The organism is Mucilaginibacter sp. OK283, from assembly GCF_900110415.1.
Taxonomy (GTDB): Bacteria; Bacteroidota; Bacteroidia; order Sphingobacteriales; family Sphingobacteriaceae; genus Mucilaginibacter.
Map to the genome: position 1 here is coordinate 183,808 of NZ_FODR01000011.1, position 21,748 is coordinate 205,555.

Annotated in this window: 18 protein-coding genes; 2 read left to right on the top strand and 16 right to left on the bottom strand. The window is 42.6% G+C overall.

Features of this window, described 5'->3' with window-relative positions; genetic code table 11:
• Window positions 1-130: 130 nt before the first annotated feature.
• The 14 genes from BMX56_RS22710 to BMX56_RS22775 form a co-directional block, all read right to left on the bottom strand.
• Window positions 131-571 (bottom strand): c-type cytochrome, encoded by a 441-nt coding sequence (locus BMX56_RS22710; protein WP_090651981.1) that lies wholly within the window; start codon window positions 569-571, stop codon window positions 131-133.
• A gap of 178 nt (window positions 572-749) precedes the next feature.
• Window positions 750-2,057, bottom strand: a complete 1,308-nt coding sequence (locus BMX56_RS22715) for an MFS transporter (protein ID WP_090651982.1) — start codon at window positions 2,055-2,057, stop codon at window positions 750-752.
• 56 nt (window positions 2,058-2,113) lie between these two features.
• Window positions 2,114-3,166 (bottom strand): sugar phosphate isomerase/epimerase family protein, encoded by a 1,053-nt coding sequence (locus BMX56_RS22720; RefSeq protein WP_090651983.1) that lies wholly within the window; start codon window positions 3,164-3,166, stop codon window positions 2,114-2,116.
• A 9-nt stretch (window positions 3,167-3,175) separates the two neighbouring features.
• Complete coding sequence (locus tag BMX56_RS22725) at window positions 3,176-4,327, bottom strand: Gfo/Idh/MocA family protein (RefSeq protein ID WP_255369895.1); 1,152 nt, start codon at window positions 4,325-4,327, stop codon at window positions 3,176-3,178.
• Window positions 4,328-4,720: 393 nt separating this feature from the next.
• Window positions 4,721-5,293, bottom strand: a complete 573-nt coding sequence (locus BMX56_RS22730) for a gluconate 2-dehydrogenase subunit 3 family protein (RefSeq protein ID WP_090651985.1) — start codon at window positions 5,291-5,293, stop codon at window positions 4,721-4,723.
• Window positions 5,294-5,469: 176 nt separating this feature from the next.
• Window positions 5,470-6,900: a Gfo/Idh/MocA family protein gene (locus tag BMX56_RS22735; protein ID WP_090651986.1), complete on the bottom strand. Its 1,431-nt coding sequence runs from the start codon at window positions 6,898-6,900 to the stop codon at window positions 5,470-5,472.
• Window positions 6,901-6,924: 24 nt separating this feature from the next.
• On the bottom strand, window positions 6,925-8,604 hold the full coding sequence (locus tag BMX56_RS22740) for a GMC oxidoreductase (RefSeq protein ID WP_090651987.1): 1,680 nt from the start codon (window positions 8,602-8,604) through the stop codon (window positions 6,925-6,927).
• A 196-nt stretch (window positions 8,605-8,800) separates the two neighbouring features.
• Window positions 8,801-10,516 (bottom strand): GMC oxidoreductase, encoded by a 1,716-nt coding sequence (locus BMX56_RS22745; RefSeq protein ID WP_090651988.1) that lies wholly within the window; start codon window positions 10,514-10,516, stop codon window positions 8,801-8,803.
• 3 nt (window positions 10,517-10,519) lie between these two features.
• Window positions 10,520-11,074, bottom strand: a complete 555-nt coding sequence (locus BMX56_RS22750; protein WP_090651989.1) for a gluconate 2-dehydrogenase subunit 3 family protein — start codon at window positions 11,072-11,074, stop codon at window positions 10,520-10,522.
• A 171-nt stretch (window positions 11,075-11,245) separates the two neighbouring features.
• A complete protein-coding gene (locus tag BMX56_RS22755; protein ID WP_090651990.1) occupies window positions 11,246-12,154 on the bottom strand; it encodes a sugar phosphate isomerase/epimerase family protein in 909 nt (302 codons plus the stop codon).
• Window positions 12,155-12,302: 148 nt separating this feature from the next.
• Window positions 12,303-13,832 carry a TolB family protein gene (locus tag BMX56_RS22760; RefSeq protein WP_090651991.1) on the bottom strand — a complete coding sequence of 510 codons (1,530 nt, stop codon included), beginning with the start codon at window positions 13,830-13,832 and terminating at the stop codon, window positions 12,303-12,305.
• Between the two features lie 235 nt (window positions 13,833-14,067).
• Window positions 14,068-15,150: a fatty acid desaturase gene (locus BMX56_RS22765; protein ID WP_090651992.1), complete on the bottom strand. Its 1,083-nt coding sequence runs from the start codon at window positions 15,148-15,150 to the stop codon at window positions 14,068-14,070.
• A gap of 245 nt (window positions 15,151-15,395) precedes the next feature.
• Window positions 15,396-17,306 carry a tetratricopeptide repeat-containing sensor histidine kinase gene (locus BMX56_RS22770; RefSeq protein WP_090651993.1) on the bottom strand — a complete coding sequence of 637 codons (1,911 nt, stop codon included), beginning with the start codon at window positions 17,304-17,306 and terminating at the stop codon, window positions 15,396-15,398.
• Window positions 17,307-17,405: 99 nt separating this feature from the next.
• Window positions 17,406-17,972, bottom strand: coding sequence for an acyl-CoA thioesterase (locus BMX56_RS22775; RefSeq protein WP_090651994.1), 567 nt, complete (start codon window positions 17,970-17,972; stop codon window positions 17,406-17,408).
• A gap of 184 nt (window positions 17,973-18,156) precedes the next feature.
• Between BMX56_RS22775 and BMX56_RS22780 the strand changes: the two genes are divergently transcribed.
• Window positions 18,157-18,840: a hypothetical protein gene (locus BMX56_RS22780; protein ID WP_090651995.1), complete on the top strand. Its 684-nt coding sequence runs from the start codon at window positions 18,157-18,159 to the stop codon at window positions 18,838-18,840.
• 46 nt (window positions 18,841-18,886) lie between these two features.
• Here the strand turns inward: BMX56_RS22780 and BMX56_RS22785 are convergent, their stop codons facing one another.
• Entirely contained in the window at window positions 18,887-19,252 is a 366-nt protein-coding gene (locus BMX56_RS22785) for a SpoIIAA family protein (protein WP_090651996.1), read from the bottom strand.
• 161 nt (window positions 19,253-19,413) lie between these two features.
• Between BMX56_RS22785 and queG the strand changes: the two genes are divergently transcribed.
• Window positions 19,414-20,343, top strand: coding sequence for a tRNA epoxyqueuosine(34) reductase QueG (gene queG / locus BMX56_RS22790; RefSeq protein WP_090651997.1), 930 nt, complete (start codon window positions 19,414-19,416; stop codon window positions 20,341-20,343).
• Window positions 20,344-20,580: 237 nt separating this feature from the next.
• On the opposite strand, the gene BMX56_RS22800 is transcribed toward queG, so the two are convergent.
• The gene (locus BMX56_RS22800) at window positions 20,581-21,618 is read right to left on the bottom strand and encodes a 3'-5' exonuclease (protein ID WP_090651999.1); all 1,038 of its coding nucleotides are present in this window, start codon (window positions 21,616-21,618) and stop codon (window positions 20,581-20,583) included.
• Between the last annotated feature and the right edge of the window lie 130 nt (window positions 21,619-21,748).

The following is a 21,748-nucleotide window of genomic DNA, read 5'->3' on the forward strand; positions in this document are numbered from 1 at the left end:
TCCGGATTATAATTGGTTAAGCACCTTTAATAATTTTATAAAACAGGACAAAAAGCACCGGCTATACTTGCCGGACTATTAAATGATCAGCCTGATTATCTAAAACTTATTGCCCTTATAAATTATCGGGTTATTTTTTTTGTGCAAGAATATATTGTACTATTTCTTTCGCATCGCTTTCGGCAAGTGCAGGGTGCGGGGTCATTGCCATTGTACCCCAGTTACCGCTACCTCCGGCAATTACTTTTTTGGCCAACATCTCAATATTGGCTTCAGAAGCGTCATATTTCTTAGCGATATCCTGGAAGGATGGGCCAATAACTTTTGTGTCAACTTTATGACAAGTTCCACAATCATTGGCCGCCAATAATTTTTCGCCGGCACTTGAGCCCGCCGAGCCACCTGCCGCTTCGGTACCGGTTTTAGTAGCATTGGTATCAGCATCAGAATTAGTTGCCTTGGCAGTTTGATTTGCCGCCGTGGTACTATCGCTACCACCTTTACTTGCCGAATTGCCACCACAGGCAGAAACTACCGCACAGATACCAAGAATAAAAAAAGCCTTTTTCATTGAGTTAATTTGTTTTTAGGGTAACAGGGCTTTACCCCCATTGATTTTGTTTTTTAATTAAATATAAAGCATCAACTTGGTTAAGTTTTACCTATAATTTTGATGCTTTATACTGTTTTTAATTTCATTTATTAATTGTGCCGAAAAATACAATTTTTATCCTAAAAAATATGATTTGTTAAACAGTTACCTGGCTTAACGGCGCTGTTTTTTTCTTTGCACGCATGTAAAACACCAATCCGGTAAAAGCTACAATTAAGGCAATAGGTATAACAAGAGTTGTATTTAATACTTCGGGGCCTGCCGCAGATCTGGCAGCATCAAAGGCCTTAGCCATGTCTGTACCAGCAGCAGCAGAACGATAAGCATCTATATTTGCGCCCGATGGAAGTTTCTGAACCATTATGCCATCGTAATATCCGCCCATAAATATCATATAAATCGACACCCCAAACATCCCGGCTCCACCCATAAGGTTTAGGCCTACTGCCCCGGTACGTGGTAAATTTTCGGCTACAAAGCCAATCATACAAGGCCAGAAAAAAGCAACACCTAATCCAAATACAACTGCAGCGAAATAAATCGCATCGCCATGTAAATGAATCATGAGATAAATTCCAAGCGCGGACAAAATAGCCGAAATGAGCAGAACCCCTTGAGGTGCGAGCTTATGAACAATAGGGCTGGCGAAAGCTCGGCCTAACACCTGCACAGATGCCACAAAAGTTAAAATAAGGATTGCATTGTTAGTAACAGTCTTAAACAGAACATCAGTCCATTGATTAGTAAACAACTCGGTAATAGCTGTACCAAACATGCAGATGATCATAAAAAGAAATAATGGGTTGATAAGGGCTTTGTACATCTCACTCGTACTGACACCTGACGAAACACGTTCGGTAACCGGAAAATCCAACTTGGAGAACAGATAACCATAAATCAAAGTTGGAATAAGCATAATTGCTATCTCAACTTTTGAAATCCAATAGGGTTTTTCTAATGCTCCATGCGCAAGAGTATTATCCAACGCAAATACAATTAGTGTGCCTATAACAATACCAGCAGGAAACCACAAGTGAAAATGGTTTAGCTTAGTAGTTTTATTATCAGTATAAAGGGAGGCAACTAAAGGGTTACACGATGCCTCAACAGTACCATTAGCAATTCCGATCATTAGCGTCGACAGGAATAAAGTCCAATATCCATCAGCAAAAATCGTAAGAAGTATACCTATTAAATGAAAAATAAATGCTGAGACCAACAGTTTTTTCATACCAATGATATCGACTATAAAGCCGCCTACAATGATGGCAAGGGGAAAGCCCCAGAACGCTGTAGCTGCAATTGTGCCCAATTCGGAGGCGTTAAGATGAAATCTAACTCCCTGGTCATTCAATATACCGGCACGGATACCGAATGATAATGATGTTACCAACAGGGATAAACAACTGGCCCTGAATAGTTGTGTGCGGTTAATGGTTTGCATTTAAATATATTAAGTTTAATTAATTGGTTAATTGGCTATTCCAAATGTACTGATTTTTATATTCCCAGTGTCTTTCTGTTAAGCACATCGTCGGCGCCTGATGCGGCGAAATCATCAAAAGCGCGTTCGGTTACACGGATGATGTGATTTTTGATAAACTCCGCACCTTCACGGGCACCGTCTTCGGGATGTTTAAGCGCGCATTCCCATTCCAGCACGGCCCATCCGGGGAAATCATATTGCGTCAGCTTGCTAAATATCGCCTTAAAATCAACCTGTCCATCACCTAATGAGCGGAAACGGCCTGCACGATCAACCCAGTTTTGGTAACCGCCGTACACACCCTGTCTACCTGTCGGGTTAAACTCGGCATCCTTAACGTGAAACATTTTGATGCGTTCGTGATACAAGTCGATATATTCTAAATAATCCAGGCATTGTAAAACAAAATGCGATGGATCATACAATAAATTGGCCCGTTTGTGTCCCTTCACCTTATCCAAAAACATTTCGAAGGTAATACCATCATGCAGATCTTCGCCCGGGTGTACTTCGTAGCATAAATCGATACCATTATCCTCGTAAATATCAAGAATAGGTGTCCAGCGTTTAGCTAATTCTTCAAAAGCGGTTTCTACAATACCGGCAGGGCGTTGCGGCCATGGGTATACCATAGGCCAAAGCAGTGCGCCGCTAAAAGTAACAGATGCCTGCAGGCCTAAATTTTTTGAAGCCTGCGCAGCGTATTTAAGTTGCTGTACAGCCCATTTTTGCCTTTCCACAGGATTTTTACGGTATTGCTCGGGAGCAAACCCATCAAATAGTTCGTCGTAAACTGGGTTTACGGCTACCAGCTGCCCTTGCAGGTGGGTTGATAATTCGGTAATCTCCAATCCGTGGCTGTTTACTACACCTTTTACTTCTTCAGCATAAGTTTTGCTTTCGGCAGCTTTTTGCAGATCAATAAAACGGGCATCCAGCGTTGGCAGTTGTACGCCTTTGTAGCCAAGCCCGGCTGCCCATTGGCAAATAGAATCCAGGCTGTTAAAAGGGGCATTGTCGCCTATAAATTGAGCTATAAATATTGCAGGTCCTTTAATGGTTTTCATAGTTTTTGGTTAGATAGTAAACTCAGTCCACTTTTTATCTGATTTGCCCGAAGCGATCACATTTTCGATGAACGCCATACCGCGTACACCTTCTTCGATGCCGGGATAATCCAGTTCTTCGGGTGTAGCTTCCCTACCCTCCAAACCTGCCTTTACCGTTAAGGCGAAATTGCGGTACAAGTTGGCAAAAGCTTCCAGGTAACCTTCCGGGTGGCCGGCCGGTGTGCGGGTGTTATGCTGCGCAAATGAGCTGGTGTACCCACCTCCTGTGCGCCATACTTCCATCGGCTTATCGGTATACATCAGGGTTAATGAATTAGCATCACTTTGATGCCATTCAAGGCCGCCTTTTTCGCCGTAAACCCTAATCTTTACGTTATTTTCTTCGCCTGCAGCAATCTGGGTAGCCGTAAGCACACCGCTTGCGCCGTTATCAAATTTTAGTAATGCTGCCCCGTCATCGTCAAGCTTACGGCCCGGCACAACTACGTTAATATCGGCACATATTTTTGTTACCTGCAGCCCGGTTACATATTCGGCAAGGTTAAAAGCATGGGTACCAATATCACCCATGGCGCCGGCTATCCCACTTTTACCTGGGTCGGTACGCCACGAGGCTTGTTTGTTATCATCCCCTTCTAAAAAGCTGCTTAACCATCCTTGCGGATACTCTACATAAACTTTTCGGATTGTGCCCAGTTTACCGGCTTTTATCAGTTGCTTAGCTTCCTTTACCATAGGATAGCCGGTGTAGGTATGTGTTAAGCAAAATAATTTACCGCTTGATTTCACTACTTTTTCCAGTTCTTTAGCCTCGGCCAATGAAAATGTCATTGGTTTATCTAAAACAACATGAAAGCCATTTTCCAATGCAGCTTTTGACGGATCAAAGTGCACATGGTTTGGTGTAACTATGCTAATTACCTGAACACGCTGGTCTTCAGGTAGCTGTTTTTCTTTTTCAATAAGTTCGGTATATGAACTGTAAACGCGATTTTCGGGCAAGCCCAGCAAAACGCCGCTTGCTTTCGATTTTTCGGCGTTACTGCTAAAAGCCCCGCAAACCAATTCATATTCGCCATCAATGCGGGCGGCAATCCTGTGCACGGCGCCAATAAACGCACCTTGCCCGCCGCCAATCATTCCTAATCTTAGTTTCATTGTTTATGTTTTGTTGAATTGAGTTGATCAAGTTAGATTGAGTTGATTAATTAAATCAGAATACAATCGATTGAATGGGGTAAATTTGGCTATTTGAGTTGATTTTTCAAAACATTGCTGTTCATATATTTTCCAACTTTGCAAACCATTTATTTAACTCAGGCAACCCATGCCAATTCAATCAACTTAATCAACCACAAACCAATTATCATTAAGTGAGTGGTTTACTGGGTTGATTAGGTTGGATTGTGTTGACTGAGTTAGATTATGTTAATTAAGTTGATAGGATTAAAACCCCATTAACTCAATCAACCATTCTCTTTTTCAACTCAATCAACCACTCTCTTATTCAACCGCTCACCTAATCAACTCAATCCACCACAAACCAACCCATTAGGTCGCCCAGGCCTTATCTCCTTTTTTGTATGGGAAATTACCATCGTATTTGCCGGGTACAGGCAGGTAACGCAAAGCCTGGGTTGCACCGGGTTTTGAAGTGAAGAAACCCAACAGGGTCAACTCCTTCATCATCCTGAAATAATGGTTAGTATCTTCTGGCTTTTTAGTTTTAGTATAAGCTTTTTGCTCGGCATCAAGTTGGGTAAGCAACTCTGTGCGTTGTTTGGCATCCGCTTCCATGAATTTTTTGCCGAATTTTTTATTGCAGGCTTCGTCAATATTAGAAATACCTTTTAAAAATATTTCCTGATCGGCAGGCTTATAACAATCGGTTACCATTACGCCCATAAACTTGCCTATTTCGGCCGCTTTGGCACCCGGCGAACTTGTAGCCGGTAAAATGGTTTCGCCAACCTCATCAAGGAAGGCAATAATTTCTGGTTTAGACAGGTCGGCCACACCCGAAGCGGATGTTGACGATTTACAGCCCGAAATGAAAAACTCGGCTCCTATTACCGCGCCTCCAAGTAACAAGCCCACCCTGCTAATTGCGTCTCTTCTATTCATTGTTTTATAATTTTTTATTAATTAGTGAATGATTTTGTAATTAGTGAATGACTGATTTAGTGAATTAGTGATTTTTTTTGATCTGTAAATTATTGAATTTGTTCATTAGCTACCTTATTTTCAAAATCACTAACTCACTAATTCTCTAATTCACTAACTATCTCCCACTAATTAACTTAAGCTTTCAGCTCAAAACCTTCGCGGTAATTGCGCTTAATATATTGGTTAACCGGGTCAAAGTTAGTTACTTTCATAGCCTCGTTATCCCAAACCAGCTTTACACGGCCACCTTGTAATTCGTGACCACGTACTGCAAGATTTGCCATTAACAAAGCCTCGGTAAGCGGCCCGGCCTTATCAAAAGATGAGCTTAACTCTGTTTTACCATAGCCGGCCAAACATCCCTCTACCCATTGTGCGTAGTGACCATTTGCCCCACCCTGTACGCGTGCCCATTTCTGAGGTGCTTTCGCATCCTTAGTGAGCGCTGTTGGCAACAATGTTGGCGCATCTGAATAGGTACTTGCGTACATTTTTCCTTTTGTACCAATAAATAATGTTCCGTTGCCCTCTTCGCCGCCAAATTTTTCGCTTGGCAATAACTCTTCTGGTCTTTCGGGTTGTATACCACCATCCATCCAGTGTAGTTTAACGTCGCCTTTAGTTTTATCGGTTTTAGGGAATGTTAACGTGATGTGGCTTGACGGAGGGCAGCTTTCAGGGAAATGGCCTTCTTTAAACTCATCTACATATACGCTGCCAACGCTGGCCTGTACATCCTTTGCATACTGGATACCCAACACCCTGAATGGAGCTTCAACAAGGTGACAGCCCATATCGCCCAGGGCACCTGTTCCGTAATCCCACCATCCGCGCCAGTTAAACGGCACTAATTTATCAACGTAGTCTTTTTTAGGTGCGGTACCCAACCACAGGTCCCAATCTAATTCCTTAGGGATATTAGGGTTGGCTGCCGGCCATTGAATTCCCTGCGGCCATACCGGGCGGTTTGTCCAGCAGTAAACAGTATGTACATCGCCAATCAAATCGGCATCATACCATTCAGATAATAAACGGGTGCCATCATTTGATGATCCCTGGTTACCCATCTGGGTTACTACTTTATATTTTTTTGCAGCTTCGGTTAATAAGCGGGCTTCCCAAATATCATGCGTCATTGGCTTTTGCACGTAAACGTGTTTGCCCATTTGCATAGCCTTATAAGTTATAATGGCATGGTTATGATCAGGGGTCGAGATTGATACGGCATCAAAGTGTTTATGCTCTTTATCGTACATCTCGCGCCAGTCTTTATAATATTTAGCTTTAGGGAAGTCGGCACGTGATTTTGCTGCACGCCTGTCGTCTACGTCGCACAGGAAAGCAATTTCGGCTTTGCCGCTTTTATAAAAATTGGCAATATCGCTCTGGCCTTTACCGCCAGCGCCAACGCCGGCAATCAAAAGCTTGTCGCTTGGCGCTATATAGCCTTTGCCGCCCAATACAAAGCGCGGAACGATCATGAAGCTTGCTGCAGCTACCGTAGTGGTTTTAATAAAATCCCGCCTCGATGGATTGGGAGTAACGTTATCTTTTTCTTCAGACATAGGTATGGTATTATGATGTTTTTGTTAGATCTCGTTTTTCTTTAATGCTTCAACTGCATAGTTAGCTGCACGGGCTGTTAGCGCCATGTAAGTAAGTGATGGGTTTTGGCATGCGGCCGATGTCATGCAAGAACCATCGGTAACAAACACGTTTTTGGCATCCCAAACCTGGTTCCACTGGTTTAGCACCGATGTTTTAGGATCGCGGCCCATACGTGCCGTGCCCATTTCATGAATACCACGACCAAGGAACGGATTGCTGCTGTGAGTTTGTACATCTTTAACGCCGGCGGCTTCTAACATTGCCTTACCTTCTGCTTCCATGGCAATGCGCATCTTTTTCTCGTTATCCTTCAATTCGGCGTCGATAGCAACAACGTTGAGTCCCCATTTGTCTTTTTTGGTTTTATCAAGCGTTACTTTATTTTCATGATAAGGCAGCGTTTCGCCAAAGCCTCCCATACCAACCGACCATGTGCCTGGTTCGGTAAGTGCATCTTTATAGGCCGCGCCGATATTTAATTCGGCAATATCCCTGCTCCAGCCTTCGCGGCTTGCACCGCCCTGGTAACCAAACCCACGTATAAAATCGCGTTTATCGCCGCCAAGGTTAGCAAAGCGAGGGATGTAAAATCCGTTTGCACGGCGGCCAAAGTAATATTTATCTTCAAAACCTTCGTACCGGCCAGATGCGCCAACACCCAGGTGATGATCCATCAGGTTGTGACCAAGTTCGCCGCTGCTGCTGCCCAAACCGCCATCCCAAACGTCAGTTGCCGAATTCATCAAAATCCAGGCTGAGTTAATTGTTGATGCATTCACAAAAACAATTTTTGCAAAATACTCATAGGTTTGGTTGGTTTCGGCATCCAGTACTTCAACGCCTTTGGCTTTTTTGGTATCCTTATCGTACAAAATTTTTGTAACGATAGACCATGGCCTTACTGTTAAATTGCCGGTAGCCATAGCAGCCGGCAATGTAGCTGATTGTGTGCTAAAGTAAGCACCAAACGGACAACCCAACCAGCATTTATTGCGATACTGGCAGTTAGTGCGGTCGTTATGCGGTATGGTGATATTGGCTGTACGGCCAATAATCATGTCGCGTGCTTCTTTATAATGATCTTTTAATCTTTTGGCAACATCCTTTTCAACCACATTCATTTCCATCGGCGGCATAAAATCACCATCAGGAAGAATGGCCAGGCCATCTCTGTTACCCGATATGCCTGCAAATTTCTCGGCATAGCTGTACCACGGCGCTATATCCTTATAACGGATAGGCCAGTCGACAGCAATGCCATCTTTCAAATTGGCTTCAAAATCAACATCGGCCCAGCGGTATGATTGCCTGCCCCACATTAATGAACGGCCGCCTACGTGGTAACCACGAAACCAATCGAACCTTTTTGTTTCTGTGTAAGGGCTGTCTTTATCGCTTGCCCAATAATCAAGATTGACCTCATTAAGCGGATAATCGCGTTTTAAAACAGGATAATCGTCAATCATTTTTTGCGTGCGCCCGCCCCTGTGGGTAAAATCCCAGGGATCTTTAGTAGCGTTCACGTAATCTTTTATATGTTTGATATCGCGCCCGCGTTCAAGCATAATGGTTTTTAAACCCTTTTGTGTCAGTTCTTTGGCGGCCCACCCACCAGATATCCCCGAGCCGATGACAATAGCGTCATAAGTATTTGCAGACATACAATTATATTAGGTTGTTAAATTTTGTTTATTACTTGGTTGTTCGGTTAAATGTATGAATAAAAATTATTTTACAAATATAGCTTTGTGTTTTTTTTACACAATGTGTTGGTGAGCGTGAGTAGTGAGCGGTGAATGGGTGACTGTCTATAATTAAACTACTCTCCATTTACTACTCACCATTCACTACTCACTACTATATGTTCCCCTTTTTCATCTCGCTCACAGCGTAATCGGCTGCCCGCGCGGTAAAGGCCATGTAGGTAAGCGATGGGTTTTGGCATGAGGTTGAGGTCATGCAGGCGCCGTCGGTTACAAATACGTTTTTTACCGCATGCATCTGGTTCCATTTATTTAATACCGATGTTTTAGGGTCATTACCCATCCGGGCGCCACCCATTTCATGGATATCAAGCCCTGGCGCGCGGTTATCGGTGCTGGCTTTTATATTGGTGAAACCAGCGCTGGTAAACATCTCAGTCAACTGCTCCACATAATCCTTCTTCATCTTCTCGTCGTTATCATCATATGCCACCGATATTTTTAGTTGCGGTATACCCCACTGATCTTTCAATGCTTTATCAAGGGCTACATAGTTACTCTCTTTCGGGATAGTTTCGCCCATCATGTGCGATCCTACTTTCCAGCCACTCAGGTTATCTTTAACCAGGTTATCCTTTAAGCTGGCCCCAACACCATCCCATGGGCGTTGCTGGTAGCGGTACGCGCTAAAGCCGGAAGCATAGCCCCGTAAAAAGTCTGTCTCCTGTTTATAAACGTTACGGAAACGGGGAATATATCCACCACCGGCAGGGTTACGGCCATCAGTTGTCCACTCCTTATCGCCGTCGTACTCGGCCCCTATATGGGCCGAATAATTATGAAAGGCTACATATTTACCCAACACACCACTATCATTACCAAGGCCGTTAGGGAAACGATGCGAAGTTGAATTTAATAACACCAGGTTGGTATTTAAAGCAGCTGCATTTACAAAAATGATATCGGCATAATATTCAATCGCTTCTTTTGTATTAGTATCGATAACGCGAACGCCACTTGCCTTACCTTTTTTCTCGTCGTAAATAATCTCCTGCACAACAGAAAAGGGACGTAAGGTGGCGTGGCCTGATTTTAATGCCCAGGGAATAGTAGATGCATTTGCGCTAAAGTAACCGCCAAACGGGCAGCCGCGCTGGCACAAAATGCGTTCCTGGCATTGCACCCGTCCCTGATCTAAATGAATTTGGTTTGGTTTAGATAAATGGGCGCAACGAGCACTAATTACATGCCGGTTGCTGTATTTACTTTTTACGTGGTTACTAAAATAGGTTTCGACGGTATTTAATGGGAAAGCTGGCAAAAATTCGCCATCCGGCAACTCCGGAATGCCATCCCTGTTACCCGAAATGCCGGCAAATTTCTCCACATAGCTGTACCATGGGGCAATATCTTTATACCGGATGGGCCAATCAACAGCAAAACCATCGCGCGCAGGGCCCTCAAAATCAAATTCGCTCCAACGCTGTGTCTGGCGGGCCCAAAGCAGCGATTTACCGCCTACCTGGTAACCACGAATCCAATCAAACGGTTTTTCCTGTACATAAGGATGATCATTATCTTTTACAAAAAAGTGAGCGGCATCCTCGCCAAAAGCATAACAGCGGTTTACTATGGGGTTGGCCTCTTTTATTGCCACCGGCAGTTCGCCACGGTGCTCAAACTCCCAGGGGTACATATTGGTAGTGGGATAATCTTTAATGTGTTTTACATCGCGGCCACGTTCCAATATCAGCGTTTTAAGGCCCTTGTCTGTAAGTTCTTTTGCAGCCCAGCCACCACTCATCCCCGAGCCAATCACTATCGCATCAAATGTTCTGTCTTTAACGCTATCTATATTTAAATTAGCCATTATTTATGCTGATTGCTTTTGCTTGTATGGAAAACGGGCGTTATACCTACCCGGTACAAGTTCATACACTACTTGTTTTGTCATAAAATATTTAGATTTTACATAACCATTTACGGTTTGATTTTTTATTATCCCATAAAAAGATTTGAGTTCCTTCGGATTTGCAGTACTTTTCTCGTCCTTATCATTTTCGATGCTCAATAACACGTCTTCGCGCTGTTTCTGGCTTAAATCCGAAAAGGGTTTATCATATTTATTTTTGACAGCATCAGTAAACTGCCCCATACCTGTCATGAATGCCTGCTGATCTTCTTTTTTGTAGCAATCATCCAGCATTTTGAATACGAATAAATGCAGATTCAGGTCCCTTGCACCAGGTGTTGTTGTTTTTGGAATAATAGTCTCAGCAATGTCGCTCACCAACTTTTCCTGATCGGCGCTGATATCAACATTTTTAAGTGTTACAGACGCCTTACCTTCTATTCGATGGCATGCCGGAAGTATTGCCGCCCCGCCTATTATCAAAGCCAAATTCTTTATTACAGTACGCCTGTGCATATTAAGTAAATTGTTTTAGCAGGAATTGGTTTATTTACCCGCGGCAAGGCAGGCAATTAAACTAATCTGTGTTTACCGTTTATAACGGAATTCAAACTTAGTAATTTTAGGCTTTTAAGCTAACCGCCTCAAAAATTAAATCCGTTGATGGTGTAAGTTACCCTTATACTATTAATAACCCCATTTTTTCATGATTTGTAAATCAATTTTTACACTCTCCACCGGATCTTTGCCCTGATAGGCCTCCTGCTCTATAATAAAAAGCGAGGTGCCGCCTTTTTTACTGCCCGCCTTTACAATATCTTTCACTGGCATAATACCCTGGCCCAAAATGCAGCTTTCGGTGTCATCGCCATCATGTGGGGCAACCTTTATTTCGTCTTTAACGTGCATCGACTCAAACCTGCCGGGATATTTGTTAATAAATTCAAGCGCATGCCCGCCGGTAGTTAACATATTACCAATATCTATTTGCTGTGCTACCAATGAGGCATCGGTGTTTTGAATAATATAGTCATACAAGGTGATATCGCCTATTTTGGTGCTGATTTCGAAATGATGGTTATGATAACCAAATTTCATTGCCGATTTTTGGCACAACTCGCCGCATTTGTTAAACTGCTCCATGGCGCGTTTCAGGGCATCCATATCCGTGCGTACTTTTTCATCAAGCCATGGGCTTATTACAAATTTTTGCCCCATGGTGGCTGCGTCTTCAACCGTATATTTCCAGGCATCGGTAAAATCTTTTTTTGATTCGTCCCAGTGTTGCGCTGTCATTACGGTATGGCCACTTGGCATTTTAAGTGCCAGATCATTGAGGATAACCTTGAATTCTTTTGCGGTAAAGCCATAAAATTTCCGGTCGACATAATTGGCATGTTCTACATGATGATAACCGGCGTCGGCAATTTTTTTCAGCGTTCCTTTAGGGTCAAGTTTCATGGCATCGCGTACACTGTAAAGCTGAACCCCCACCCTTTCGAGTTTTTTGGGCGCGGCAAATAAGCTATCGGGCAAAAGGGAGGCGCCGGCAACGGCCAGGGCGCCTGTTTTTAAAAATGATCTGCGTGTAGTCATAATTTTAGAATCAAGAGTTAAGAATCAAGAGTCAAGACAAGAATTATAATCAGCAGTCAAGATATAAGTAATTCCAACCAAAACGAAAATTTGTTTTCCGTAAATCATCGTCGGTTTTGTCTTAATTCTTGACTCTTGATTCTTGTCTCTATTTTTCTTTCGGGAATACCGGGAACAATAAATCTGAATTACTTACAAAAGCAAGGTGTTTACTATCAGGCGCCCATGACGGGGTATTGATAGTGCCCTGTCCTCCGTATAAGTAGGCAATTACTTTTGACGGGCCGCCTCCTATTGGCATCAGCCTTAAAAATACGTGCTTGTAAAAAGGGTGATCATCCGGGGCTACTTCGTTTTTAAAGAAGGTGATATATACAATCCATTTGCCATCGGGCGATATGTGCGGGAACCAGTTGTTATAATCATCGTTAGTTATCTGCGTTTGCTCGGTGCCATCGGCTTTCATACGCCAAATCTGCATCAACCCGCTGCGTACAGAGTTAAAGTAGATATATTTTCCGTCGGGCGTATATTCTGGCCCATCATCCAAACCAGGCGTATTGGTCAGCTTTTCTTCGGCTCCTCCTCCCGATGGGATGCGGTATACATCAAACTCCTTGTTTCTTTGACCACAAAACACGAGGTATTTACCATCCGGCGACCAGCCGTGCATATAGCTTGCGCCAACGCCCGGTGCCGTAATCCTTTTTGCCTGGCCACCTGTAACCGGTACAGTGTATCCTATAGAAGGGCCGCCATCGCCACTGCTAATAACCAGCATTTTACTATCAAAAGAAAGTACATGATCGTTATTATTGTTTTTTGCCGGCGCTGTATTGAGTTGTACCGGTGTGTTGGTTTTAAGATCAAACTTAAACAACGACCCGTCGCTATTGTAAATCAATGCCTTCCCATCCTTCATCCAGTTTGGCGCCTGCAATGATCGTGGCGATTGGTAAACGATGGTGCTGTTTTGAGTCTCCAGATCAAGTAATTCGATGCTGCTGCCCAGGTATTGTTTATAAGGTACCAATGTAGCAGGCGCCGGAACTATAATACGTACGTTGCTGAAGGTTGCCTTTTCGGTTACATCAGCATTGTGCGAGCAAATAAAAATTCCAACATAAACTTCGTCGCCCAGGTCAAGGTCGCTCACTTCTTCGGTAACAAACAGATCGCCTTTACGGGCTACCGACATGGTGTAGGTATTGCCCTTACGCTCTAACTGGATAACATCTGCCGCGGTGATACTTGCTTTTTTTTCTTCGGTAATTCCGCTAACGGTTTTGCGGTACTGCAGCGAGGTAAGGCCGTCGCCATGAACAACGGCATTTATATGTTTTGAATTGCTATCTAAAGTGCTGCGTACCATCAGGCCAACCTTACGGTGCAGCTCGACACCTTTGCCAATAAAAGCGGCGTTGGTGCGTAATATAAAATCGCCTTTCATGCGTTTCCACACAAAATGAAAATCATCATGCGTTGCCCAAATGTTTTGCCCCGCCCCGCTAAGCTCATATTGCTGCGTTTTGGCATCATATTGCCCGCCGCCGGGAAGTTTATTGATACCTACATCTGTTTGATTATCAAATATTCCCAGGCCCTGTGCCTGCACCCTTTTGTTAACAAAAACAAGGCACGACAAGCAGGCTGCAAAACAGAAAAGCTTATTTAACATTGATTATGGCGTTTAAGTTGTATAATTAGTTGGCTCGCTAATATATCAATTACAATCGTAAATAAGATGTAACTATTTTAACATAATACTGCTACCCCGGCGTACAGCAAAAAAAAGAGATAAACGCAAAACGCCATCGCTAAAACAGCAATGGCGTTTAAAAAAAGATGACAATATAAACGGATAGTCCTTTGAATGTGAAAAACGCTCCTTCTTTAAGGAACATTAAGGCCTTTTACTTTGCCCGCACAAGCACTGGCTTAACTTCCATCTGTTTTATAGCCAGCGCCGTAACCGGCACCTGTACTTTATTGCAATAAGTAAGTAAAAATTCTTTTTTAGAATCGCGGTATGAACTAACGGCGCCTATCATGCTCATGAATTTGATATAGCACCAGGCCAGGTCGAATTGATGCGGCTTAAAACCGGAGCGGGCACTTTTAGGATAAAGATGATGGTTATTGTGCCACTCGCCGGCAACATAGCCCGGCCATAATTGGTTTATTGACATATCCTCGCGATTATAATCGGTGCCATCGCGGCGTTTGTCCTGGCCCTTGCCGTGGCCTTCGTAATTAAAGGTACGCACACCTACAGCCCAAAATCCGGCGGAGCCGAAGATAGCGCAGGCTAAGGGCAAGCCGCCCATCAGGTAAAATGCGGTGAACCAGAAGCCCCAGTTAAGGACGATGCCAATAACGGTGCGGTACGGGTTGGCTATAGTACCCCATTTTTGATATTGTTTATAGGTGTTGGGAGTTACGCCAACGTGTTTCATTAGGTTAACACATTTTTTATAACAGGCTTCGGTCATGTTCCTGGCTACAGGCTGATGGTTTACATCAGCCAAAAAGCAGTACATAAAACCACCCTGGGCATTGTAAGGGTCGCCGGGCTGATCTGACAACGCGTGATGAACATGGTGCGATACTGCGTAAATCTCTTCGGGAATAATTTTAAGCGTAAGGTTTTGTGTAAAAAAGCGCCAGAATTTATTGGTGAAAGTGTATGCGTTATGCGTACAGTACCTATGATGCCATATAGTACCATGGGTACCCATAATAATCATGCTGTAAACAAAAGCCACTATTAAGCCTACGATACTGAAATATTTGAATACAAACAAAAACAGGAAAGGTGTTAACGCAAGCACTAAAAACCAGCTTAAAAATGAAAGCCAATTTTTCTTATCCCGGAAAACATTCAGTCTCGAAAAGAATTCTTTTAAAATTGTTGCATTGGTGGGTTTTGCAAGGTTACCATCCTCATCCGTCCATCCGTACGAGGGTGGTTCGAGTACTGTGTTTAAAAAAGCCATTAAATTAGCAGGAATAAAAAAATGTTAGGAGTAATAAATATTGTCACAATATAGTAAAAAACTCACCATATTGTTATTTTAGAAAATATAATTGATTTCACTAAATCAACATATATAGTTAAAACGTTTTCTAAATAATTAAATTACTTATTCCGTAATATATTTATCAGAATTCTTTTTGACTACTATCCTTTTTCTACGTAAAAGCTTTATGATTTGTTAACACAAAAAGGAATAATTTTTGCTTAATCGGCCAAAGGTAAGCTAAAACTGAAAGTACTCCCCTTGCCTACTTCTGATTTAACCCATAGCCGGCCACCATTAAACTCCACCAGTTCTTTACACAAAAACAGGCCAATGCCTGTACCAACCTCGCCCATTGTGCCATTTTGAGTATAGTGCGAATGAAGATCAAATAGCTTAACTAATTTGTCCTGCGGAATACCTTTACCCGTATCGTTAACATTAACCACAAGCTCTTTACCGGCAACATGGCTGCTCAGGGTCACAACGCCATTATCATCGGTAAATTTTATAGCATTGCTAATAAGGTTCCCTATAACTACCTTAATATGTTTTTCATCGGCTTTTACCATATGGCCGGTGATAGCTATATTTTGAAACCTGATGTTTTTTTGCTGCAACTGGTAGCTATAAATTTGAGCCATCTCTTCGCCCACCAGGTTTATATCAATAACCGATGGTGTTAAATTTATCCCCCTGATCTGGCTGCCCGCCCATTCCAGCAGGTTGGATAGCGTAAGCTCGGCGCCTTTTACTACCGGTTCCATTTTTTTCATCAGGCCATGCATGTCTTCAAGGTTTAAGTTATCCTCTCCAAACAGGCTCATGATGTTACGCAGGTTTGCAAAAGGGGTACGCAAATCGTGCCCTATTACAGCCAATAGCTTATCCTTAAGCTTATTTACAGCGGCAAGGTTAGCCGATTGTTCTTCAATCAGGCCTTTTTGCACCAGTAAGGCCTCATGCTGCCTGCTTAGCTTATTACTAAGTAATTTTTTTTGTTTTAAATTATAATAGGTAATATACAAAGCCGTTAGTACAGCCAGCAACGATATGATCAGCGTAATAATGATGGCATTTTGAAAATGAATCTTATCCTTATCTTCTTTTGCCCGTTGTTCAATTACAGCAATCTCTTTGAGCCTGTCGTTTAAAGCAAAATAATTCTGGATAAGTTCGGTATTACGCCTTCTGTCAGATTCATTCAGCGAATCAAGCGCTGCGTTATATTTTTTTTGGAACAGCAGCGCGTTGGCCAGGTCTTTCTTTTGTTCAAAGCTAAACATGATTGTCCTGTATGCATCCGAAATTCCGTTCATCAAACCAATGCTATCAGCAAGTGCGGCACCCCTTGTGGCATAACCAATCGCTTTATCATATTGCTTTAGCCCATTATAGTTATCGGCATATTCAATAAGGGTTTTAGCACGCAATCGCCGATTGTTGGTTTTAAAACTCATATAATATGCCGTATCGTCATAAGCTATCGATTTTTGAAATTGTTTTTGAAGGCGCTGTATCGAACTTAACCGCGTATAGATAATATTGGTGTTATTATCATCCCCGCTGGCCCTGCAAAGTTTTAAGGCCTGCAAACTTGCTGCCATACCCAGCGTGTAATCGCGCATCCGGATATATACCAGCGACTTCTCGGTGTAAAACTCCCCCAACATTTTGGCATCGTTCCCGGCATATTTTGCCGATTGGTTTAAACTATTGATTGCCTGCTGATAGTTTTTAAGTTCAAGGTAAGTGCGGCCTATTGCACTGTGACACTCGGCCAGCAAAGTGGCATTATTTTTAGGTAAATACGGTAATGCCGAATTAAGATAAAATAAACTGATAGGATAATAGGATTGTGACCAGTACACATGGCCCAGGTTGATATAGGCTAAACCTATTCCTGCATTGTATTTAATTTTTTCGGAAAGCAACAGCGCCTTGCCGGCCATTTCGCGCGCTTTATCGGGGGACCCCATGTACATCTCGCCGGCAGCTTTATTGAGGCTGTCAACCATATCTTTAACAGATACCGTATTGGCTACAAATGTAACCGGCACATCTTTTTGAGCATAGCAAACCCCATGAATTAGCAATAATAATAATAGTACCTGGCCAATAGCTCGCCTCATTTATCAATAGGGAATTGAAATCTTATCTGCAATATTATGCCCAAACATTTTGGCAATTAATATTCTAATTTTACCTGTTTATTTTGGATTTGGCGCTGTTTAACCTGCAACCAGGCATCTTTCGCCTTTCAAAAGCTCGATGCAGTGCTCGTAGTTATCAGGCATCTTTATCTGCTCAACTTCTTTCATATAGCCCTGCTTAATTTCTTTACGCCGCCGGGCTTCAATAAACCGCCTTACATGTTCACGGTGTTCCAATATCAAGCCTGGAACTTTAGCAGGCTTGTTATGCTCATCCTTTGATACCATGGTAAAATAACTGGTATTGGTGTGCTTTACCGAGTTGTTTTTTATATTTTCAGAAACTACCCTAATGCCAACCACCAGCGATGTATTGCCCACATAGTTAACCGATGCCATTAATGATACCAGTTCGCCCACCTCAACAGGCTGTAAAAAATCAACAGTATCAATAGAAGCGGTAACACAATAATTACCGGCATGTTTAGCGGCGCAAACATAGGCCACCTTATCCATCAGCGATAACAAAATGCCTCCATGAATCTTTCCGCCAAAATTTGAATAAGAAGGGATCATCAACTCGGTTATCGTGGTCTCAGAAAAACGTACCGTTTTGTAATCGGATTGATCAGTTAGCGCCGTCATGAAATATGATTTATGGCTACAAGTTTAAGCATCCCGTACTATTAATGCAACAAAACTATTACAATAGCCATAATGTGTTACATCGCATTTTGCAAAATGGTCAAAAAACAAAGCCGATATATTAAACCAGCTATTTGATATTGGTGCATCCGCGTTATATATTTACCCCAAATATATAACACCATTGAAAGCCATAACCTTGCTGATAGTTACCCTGTTTTTTATAAATGCGGCCCTTGCCCAGGAAACTGTTGAGCGCGGTCATAAAATAAACGCGCACATTACCGAAAAACTTACTGTTTTAAAAAGCGACAAAAGTACCAGGCAAGGCCTGTACCAAATGATTTATGATAAAACCTATGCCCTGGCCAATGGCCGTTTTGAAAACGACAAAAAAGTGGGCATCTGGCGTTTTTATGCTCCCGACGGCCATTTGCTGCAAAATTACGACTATACAAAAAAGGAATTTCTTTACGAGGCCCCCGAAGACACTACATCAAACTTAAGGTATTTTGTTGATAAGCAATTGACCGATAGTGACCGCACTACCAAACCTTTAAAAATAGGCGGAAGGTATTTTGGCTACCTGCCTTATTTAAAACTCTTCAGGCTGCCGGCAAACCTCATGGATATAAGCAGGGAAGCATCCATCGCGGTTGTTGAATTACTGGTGAGCCCCGGCGGCAGGCTGGCCTATTTTAAAGTGACTATTTATAGCGGCAATTTTTCAAAAACATTTAACATGAATGTTAACGTTTTGCCCGAAGAAGACAAAGTATTTGTTCCCGCTACAGTAAATGGCGAGCCGATAGGCTGTAGGATAGTGAGCAGGTGTTTTATTGACGACGACGGCACACTAATTTTTTAGCAAGTACATTTATTAGCAACCGCCAAATCGCGACCTGCACGGCAGGCTATTTCTCTGCTATCCATTTTACGGCTTCGTTCAGTTCGTTAAGGGGATAGCCCTTGTATTTGCCCGGCAGTATATATTTAAAAAGATGGCTAAATTCTCTTACACCTTCTTTATCAGTAACTATGGCAAGTTTGTTCCACTTAGTAAAGTATTTTAGGCCAATGCCTATATTTCCGCACCAGGCACCGGCATCAAAATCCTTAATATCGGTTTCCAATACCAGTATAAAATTAATTTTTCCGTGTTGTTTTATATGTTCGTCGAGCAACGGCTCCAACGCTTTCTCATAGTCGGCATTTGTAATTTCACCCGTGGCATGTAGCCCTAAAACGTGTTGCGGCAGGTAGCTTAAGTGAGTTAGCATTTGTAGATTATATATTTACCAATAGTTACAAAAACCACACCATTGATTAAATAATTTGGATTTTTTCTGTAGAAATACTATTACAATATCTAACTGTTTCATATTCACTACCAAACACTGTATATTTTACGAATTTTAATTTGTAGTATCTTTGTAGCGATATGCAAAACAGGACGGTATATAGCCAGTTAATAAAAAGCGAAGCTCAAAAGCTCGGTTTTTTGTTTTGCGGTATATCAAAAGCTGAATTTTTAGAAGAGGAAGCACCCAGGTTGGAGGGGTGGCTAAAAAAAAACATGCATGGCGAAATGCAATACATGGAAAATCACTTTGATAAACGCCTTGACCCGCGCCTGCTTGTTGATGGCGCCAAATCGGTGATTTCATTAGGGATTAACTATTATACCGATAACCAGCAAACAGACCCGACAGCGCCCAAAATATCAAAATATGCTTACGGCATGGATTATCATACCGTTATTAAAGATAAACTGAGGATTCTGTTACAAATCATAAACGAAAAAATTGGTGAAGTTGGCGGCCGGGTATTTGTTGATTCGGCCCCGGTGCTGGATAAGGCCTGGGCCAAAAAATCGGGCATGGGCTGGATAGGCAAAAACACCAACCTGCTCAACAAAAAAGCGGGCTCGTTTTTTTTCCTGGCCGAACTGATCATTGATCTGGAATTGGAATATGATATAGCCCCCACTGCCGATCATTGTGGTACCTGTACCAATTGTATTGATGCCTGCCCTACTGATGCTATTGTTAGCCCTTATATTGTTGATGGCAGCCGCTGCATATCATACCTCACCATCGAACTAAAAAACGAAATTCCTGTAGAGTTTAAAGGAAAAATGGACAACTGGATGTTTGGTTGTGATGTTTGCCAGGATGTATGCCCATGGAACCGTTTTTCGGTACTGAACACCGAACCTGCTTTTACACCACATCCGGATTTACTTCACCTGAAATCTGCCGACTGGCAGGATATCACCCAGGATGTTTTTCAGAAAGTATTTAAAAACTCAGCTGTAAAACGCACCAAATTTAGTGGACTGAAGCGTAATATTGATTTTTTGAAGGAGTGAGTGGTGAGTGGTGAGTGGTGAGTGGTGAGTGGTGAGTTGTGAGTTGTGAGTGGTGAGTGGTGAGTGGTGAGTGGTGAGTTGTGAGTTGTGAGTTGTGAGTTGTGAGTTGTGAGTTGTGAGTTGTGAGTTGTGAGTTGTGAGTTGTGAGTTGTGAGTTGTGACAAAAGCCCCTGACGGGGCTTTTTGTTTGATGAAACTATTCAAAAAATTCACTACTCACTACTCACTACTCACTACTCACCCCTTCTTAAACTTCAATGCCAACTGTGCCAGCATATCGTCATTAACGGGTTGAGCTGGCTCATCCTTCTTTTTAAAAGGCTTGGGCGGATATTGGGTTTTGGTATGTTCTGGTTTGTGAAATTCTTTTTTAGTGTAATCAGCTTTTGGCGCCTCGGGGCGTGGTGTATGGGCCTGGTCGGCTGGTTTTGGCTGTTGCGCAGCGTTTTTGGCCTGGCGCTCCGCATTCTTTTTAGCATTCCAGCGGGTGTATATTTCTTCCAGTTTACGTTTGGTGTACAGCGGAAAATCGCCCTGCATCATCCATGAATAGTAACTTGGTTCGGCATTTAACACATCCTCAACCCTTTTGCCTTTATGTTTGCCAAAGTTAATGGTTTCTTCGCCCTGCTCATTGTAAACCATGCGGCCGGCAAAATCAACCGGCTTGCTTAAGTTGGTAAACTTATGCAGCGCTTCTACGTCGCCAACAACCGGCACGGTAATATTCCCTTTTTTATCCTCCCACTCCATGTTTTCATAGCGCTCAATCTGCGCCAGCAAAACTTCCATGGTTGCGCGGGTATCAGCCTCGGCCGAGTGGGCGTTTTCAATCTTTTTATCGCAGTAAAACTGGTAGGCAGCTTTAAGCGTACGCTGTTCCATCTGGTGAAATATGTTTTGTACATCCACAAAATGGCGGTCGTCTAATGTAAACGATACACCTGCGCGCAAAAACTCTTCCATCAGCATCGGGATGTCAAACTTGTTGGAGTTATAGCCGGCAAGGTCGCTATCGCCAATAAACTCGGCAATGGCCTGGCCCAAAGCTTTAAACTCCGGTTCGTCCTTTATATGCTCGTCATAAATACCATGTACCAGCGATGACTCCAGCGGTATAGGCATCCCCGGATGTATACGCCAGGTTTTAACATCTTCGCTGCCATCAGGATGCAGTTTAATAACCGATATTTCAACTATCCTGTCAACCCCGATATTAGTACCCGTAGTTTCCAGATCAAAAAAGGCAAGCGGGCGTTTTAGTTTTAATTTCATTGTAATGATTCAGTATTACTGTAAACGTCGCAAATGTCCTAAAAAGAATCAGCACAATAAATTTTTTAATTTATTTAATATCTAAGTTTTATTTTTAAATTAATACCATCCTAATTATCGCGATTATTGT

Bases quoted from the DNA above. Each gene is read 5' to 3' on its own strand.
- BMX56_RS22710 (WP_090651981.1), bottom strand. From the start codon at position 571: ATGAAAAAGGCTTTTTTTATTCTTGGTATCTGTGCGGTAGTTTCTGCC.
- BMX56_RS22715 (WP_090651982.1), bottom strand. From the start codon at position 2,057: ATGCAAACCATTAACCGCACACAACTATTCAGGGCCAGTTGTTTATCC.
- BMX56_RS22720 (WP_090651983.1), bottom strand. From the start codon at position 3,166: ATGAAAACCATTAAAGGACCTGCAATATTTATAGCTCAATTTATAGGC.
- BMX56_RS22725 (WP_255369895.1), bottom strand. From the start codon at position 4,327: ATGAAACTAAGATTAGGAATGATTGGCGGCGGGCAAGGTGCGTTTATT.
- BMX56_RS22730 (WP_090651985.1), bottom strand. From the start codon at position 5,293: ATGAATAGAAGAGACGCAATTAGCAGGGTGGGCTTGTTACTTGGAGGC.
- BMX56_RS22735 (WP_090651986.1), bottom strand. From the start codon at position 6,900: ATGTCTGAAGAAAAAGATAACGTTACTCCCAATCCATCGAGGCGGGAT.
- BMX56_RS22740 (WP_090651987.1), bottom strand. From the start codon at position 8,604: ATGTCTGCAAATACTTATGACGCTATTGTCATCGGCTCGGGGATATCT.
- BMX56_RS22745 (WP_090651988.1), bottom strand. From the start codon at position 10,516: ATGGCTAATTTAAATATAGATAGCGTTAAAGACAGAACATTTGATGCG.
- BMX56_RS22750 (WP_090651989.1), bottom strand. From the start codon at position 11,074: ATGCACAGGCGTACTGTAATAAAGAATTTGGCTTTGATAATAGGCGGG.
- BMX56_RS22755 (WP_090651990.1), bottom strand. From the start codon at position 12,154: ATGACTACACGCAGATCATTTTTAAAAACAGGCGCCCTGGCCGTTGCC.
- BMX56_RS22760 (WP_090651991.1), bottom strand. From the start codon at position 13,832: ATGTTAAATAAGCTTTTCTGTTTTGCAGCCTGCTTGTCGTGCCTTGTT.
- BMX56_RS22765 (WP_090651992.1), bottom strand. From the start codon at position 15,150: ATGGCTTTTTTAAACACAGTACTCGAACCACCCTCGTACGGATGGACG.
- BMX56_RS22770 (WP_090651993.1), bottom strand. From the start codon at position 17,306: ATGAGGCGAGCTATTGGCCAGGTACTATTATTATTATTGCTAATTCAT.
- BMX56_RS22775 (WP_090651994.1), bottom strand. From the start codon at position 17,972: ATGACGGCGCTAACTGATCAATCCGATTACAAAACGGTACGTTTTTCT.
- BMX56_RS22785 (WP_090651996.1), bottom strand. From the start codon at position 19,252: ATGCTAACTCACTTAAGCTACCTGCCGCAACACGTTTTAGGGCTACAT.
- queG (WP_090651997.1), top strand. From the start codon at position 19,414: ATGCAAAACAGGACGGTATATAGCCAGTTAATAAAAAGCGAAGCTCAA.
- BMX56_RS22800 (WP_090651999.1), bottom strand. From the start codon at position 21,618: ATGAAATTAAAACTAAAACGCCCGCTTGCCTTTTTTGATCTGGAAACT.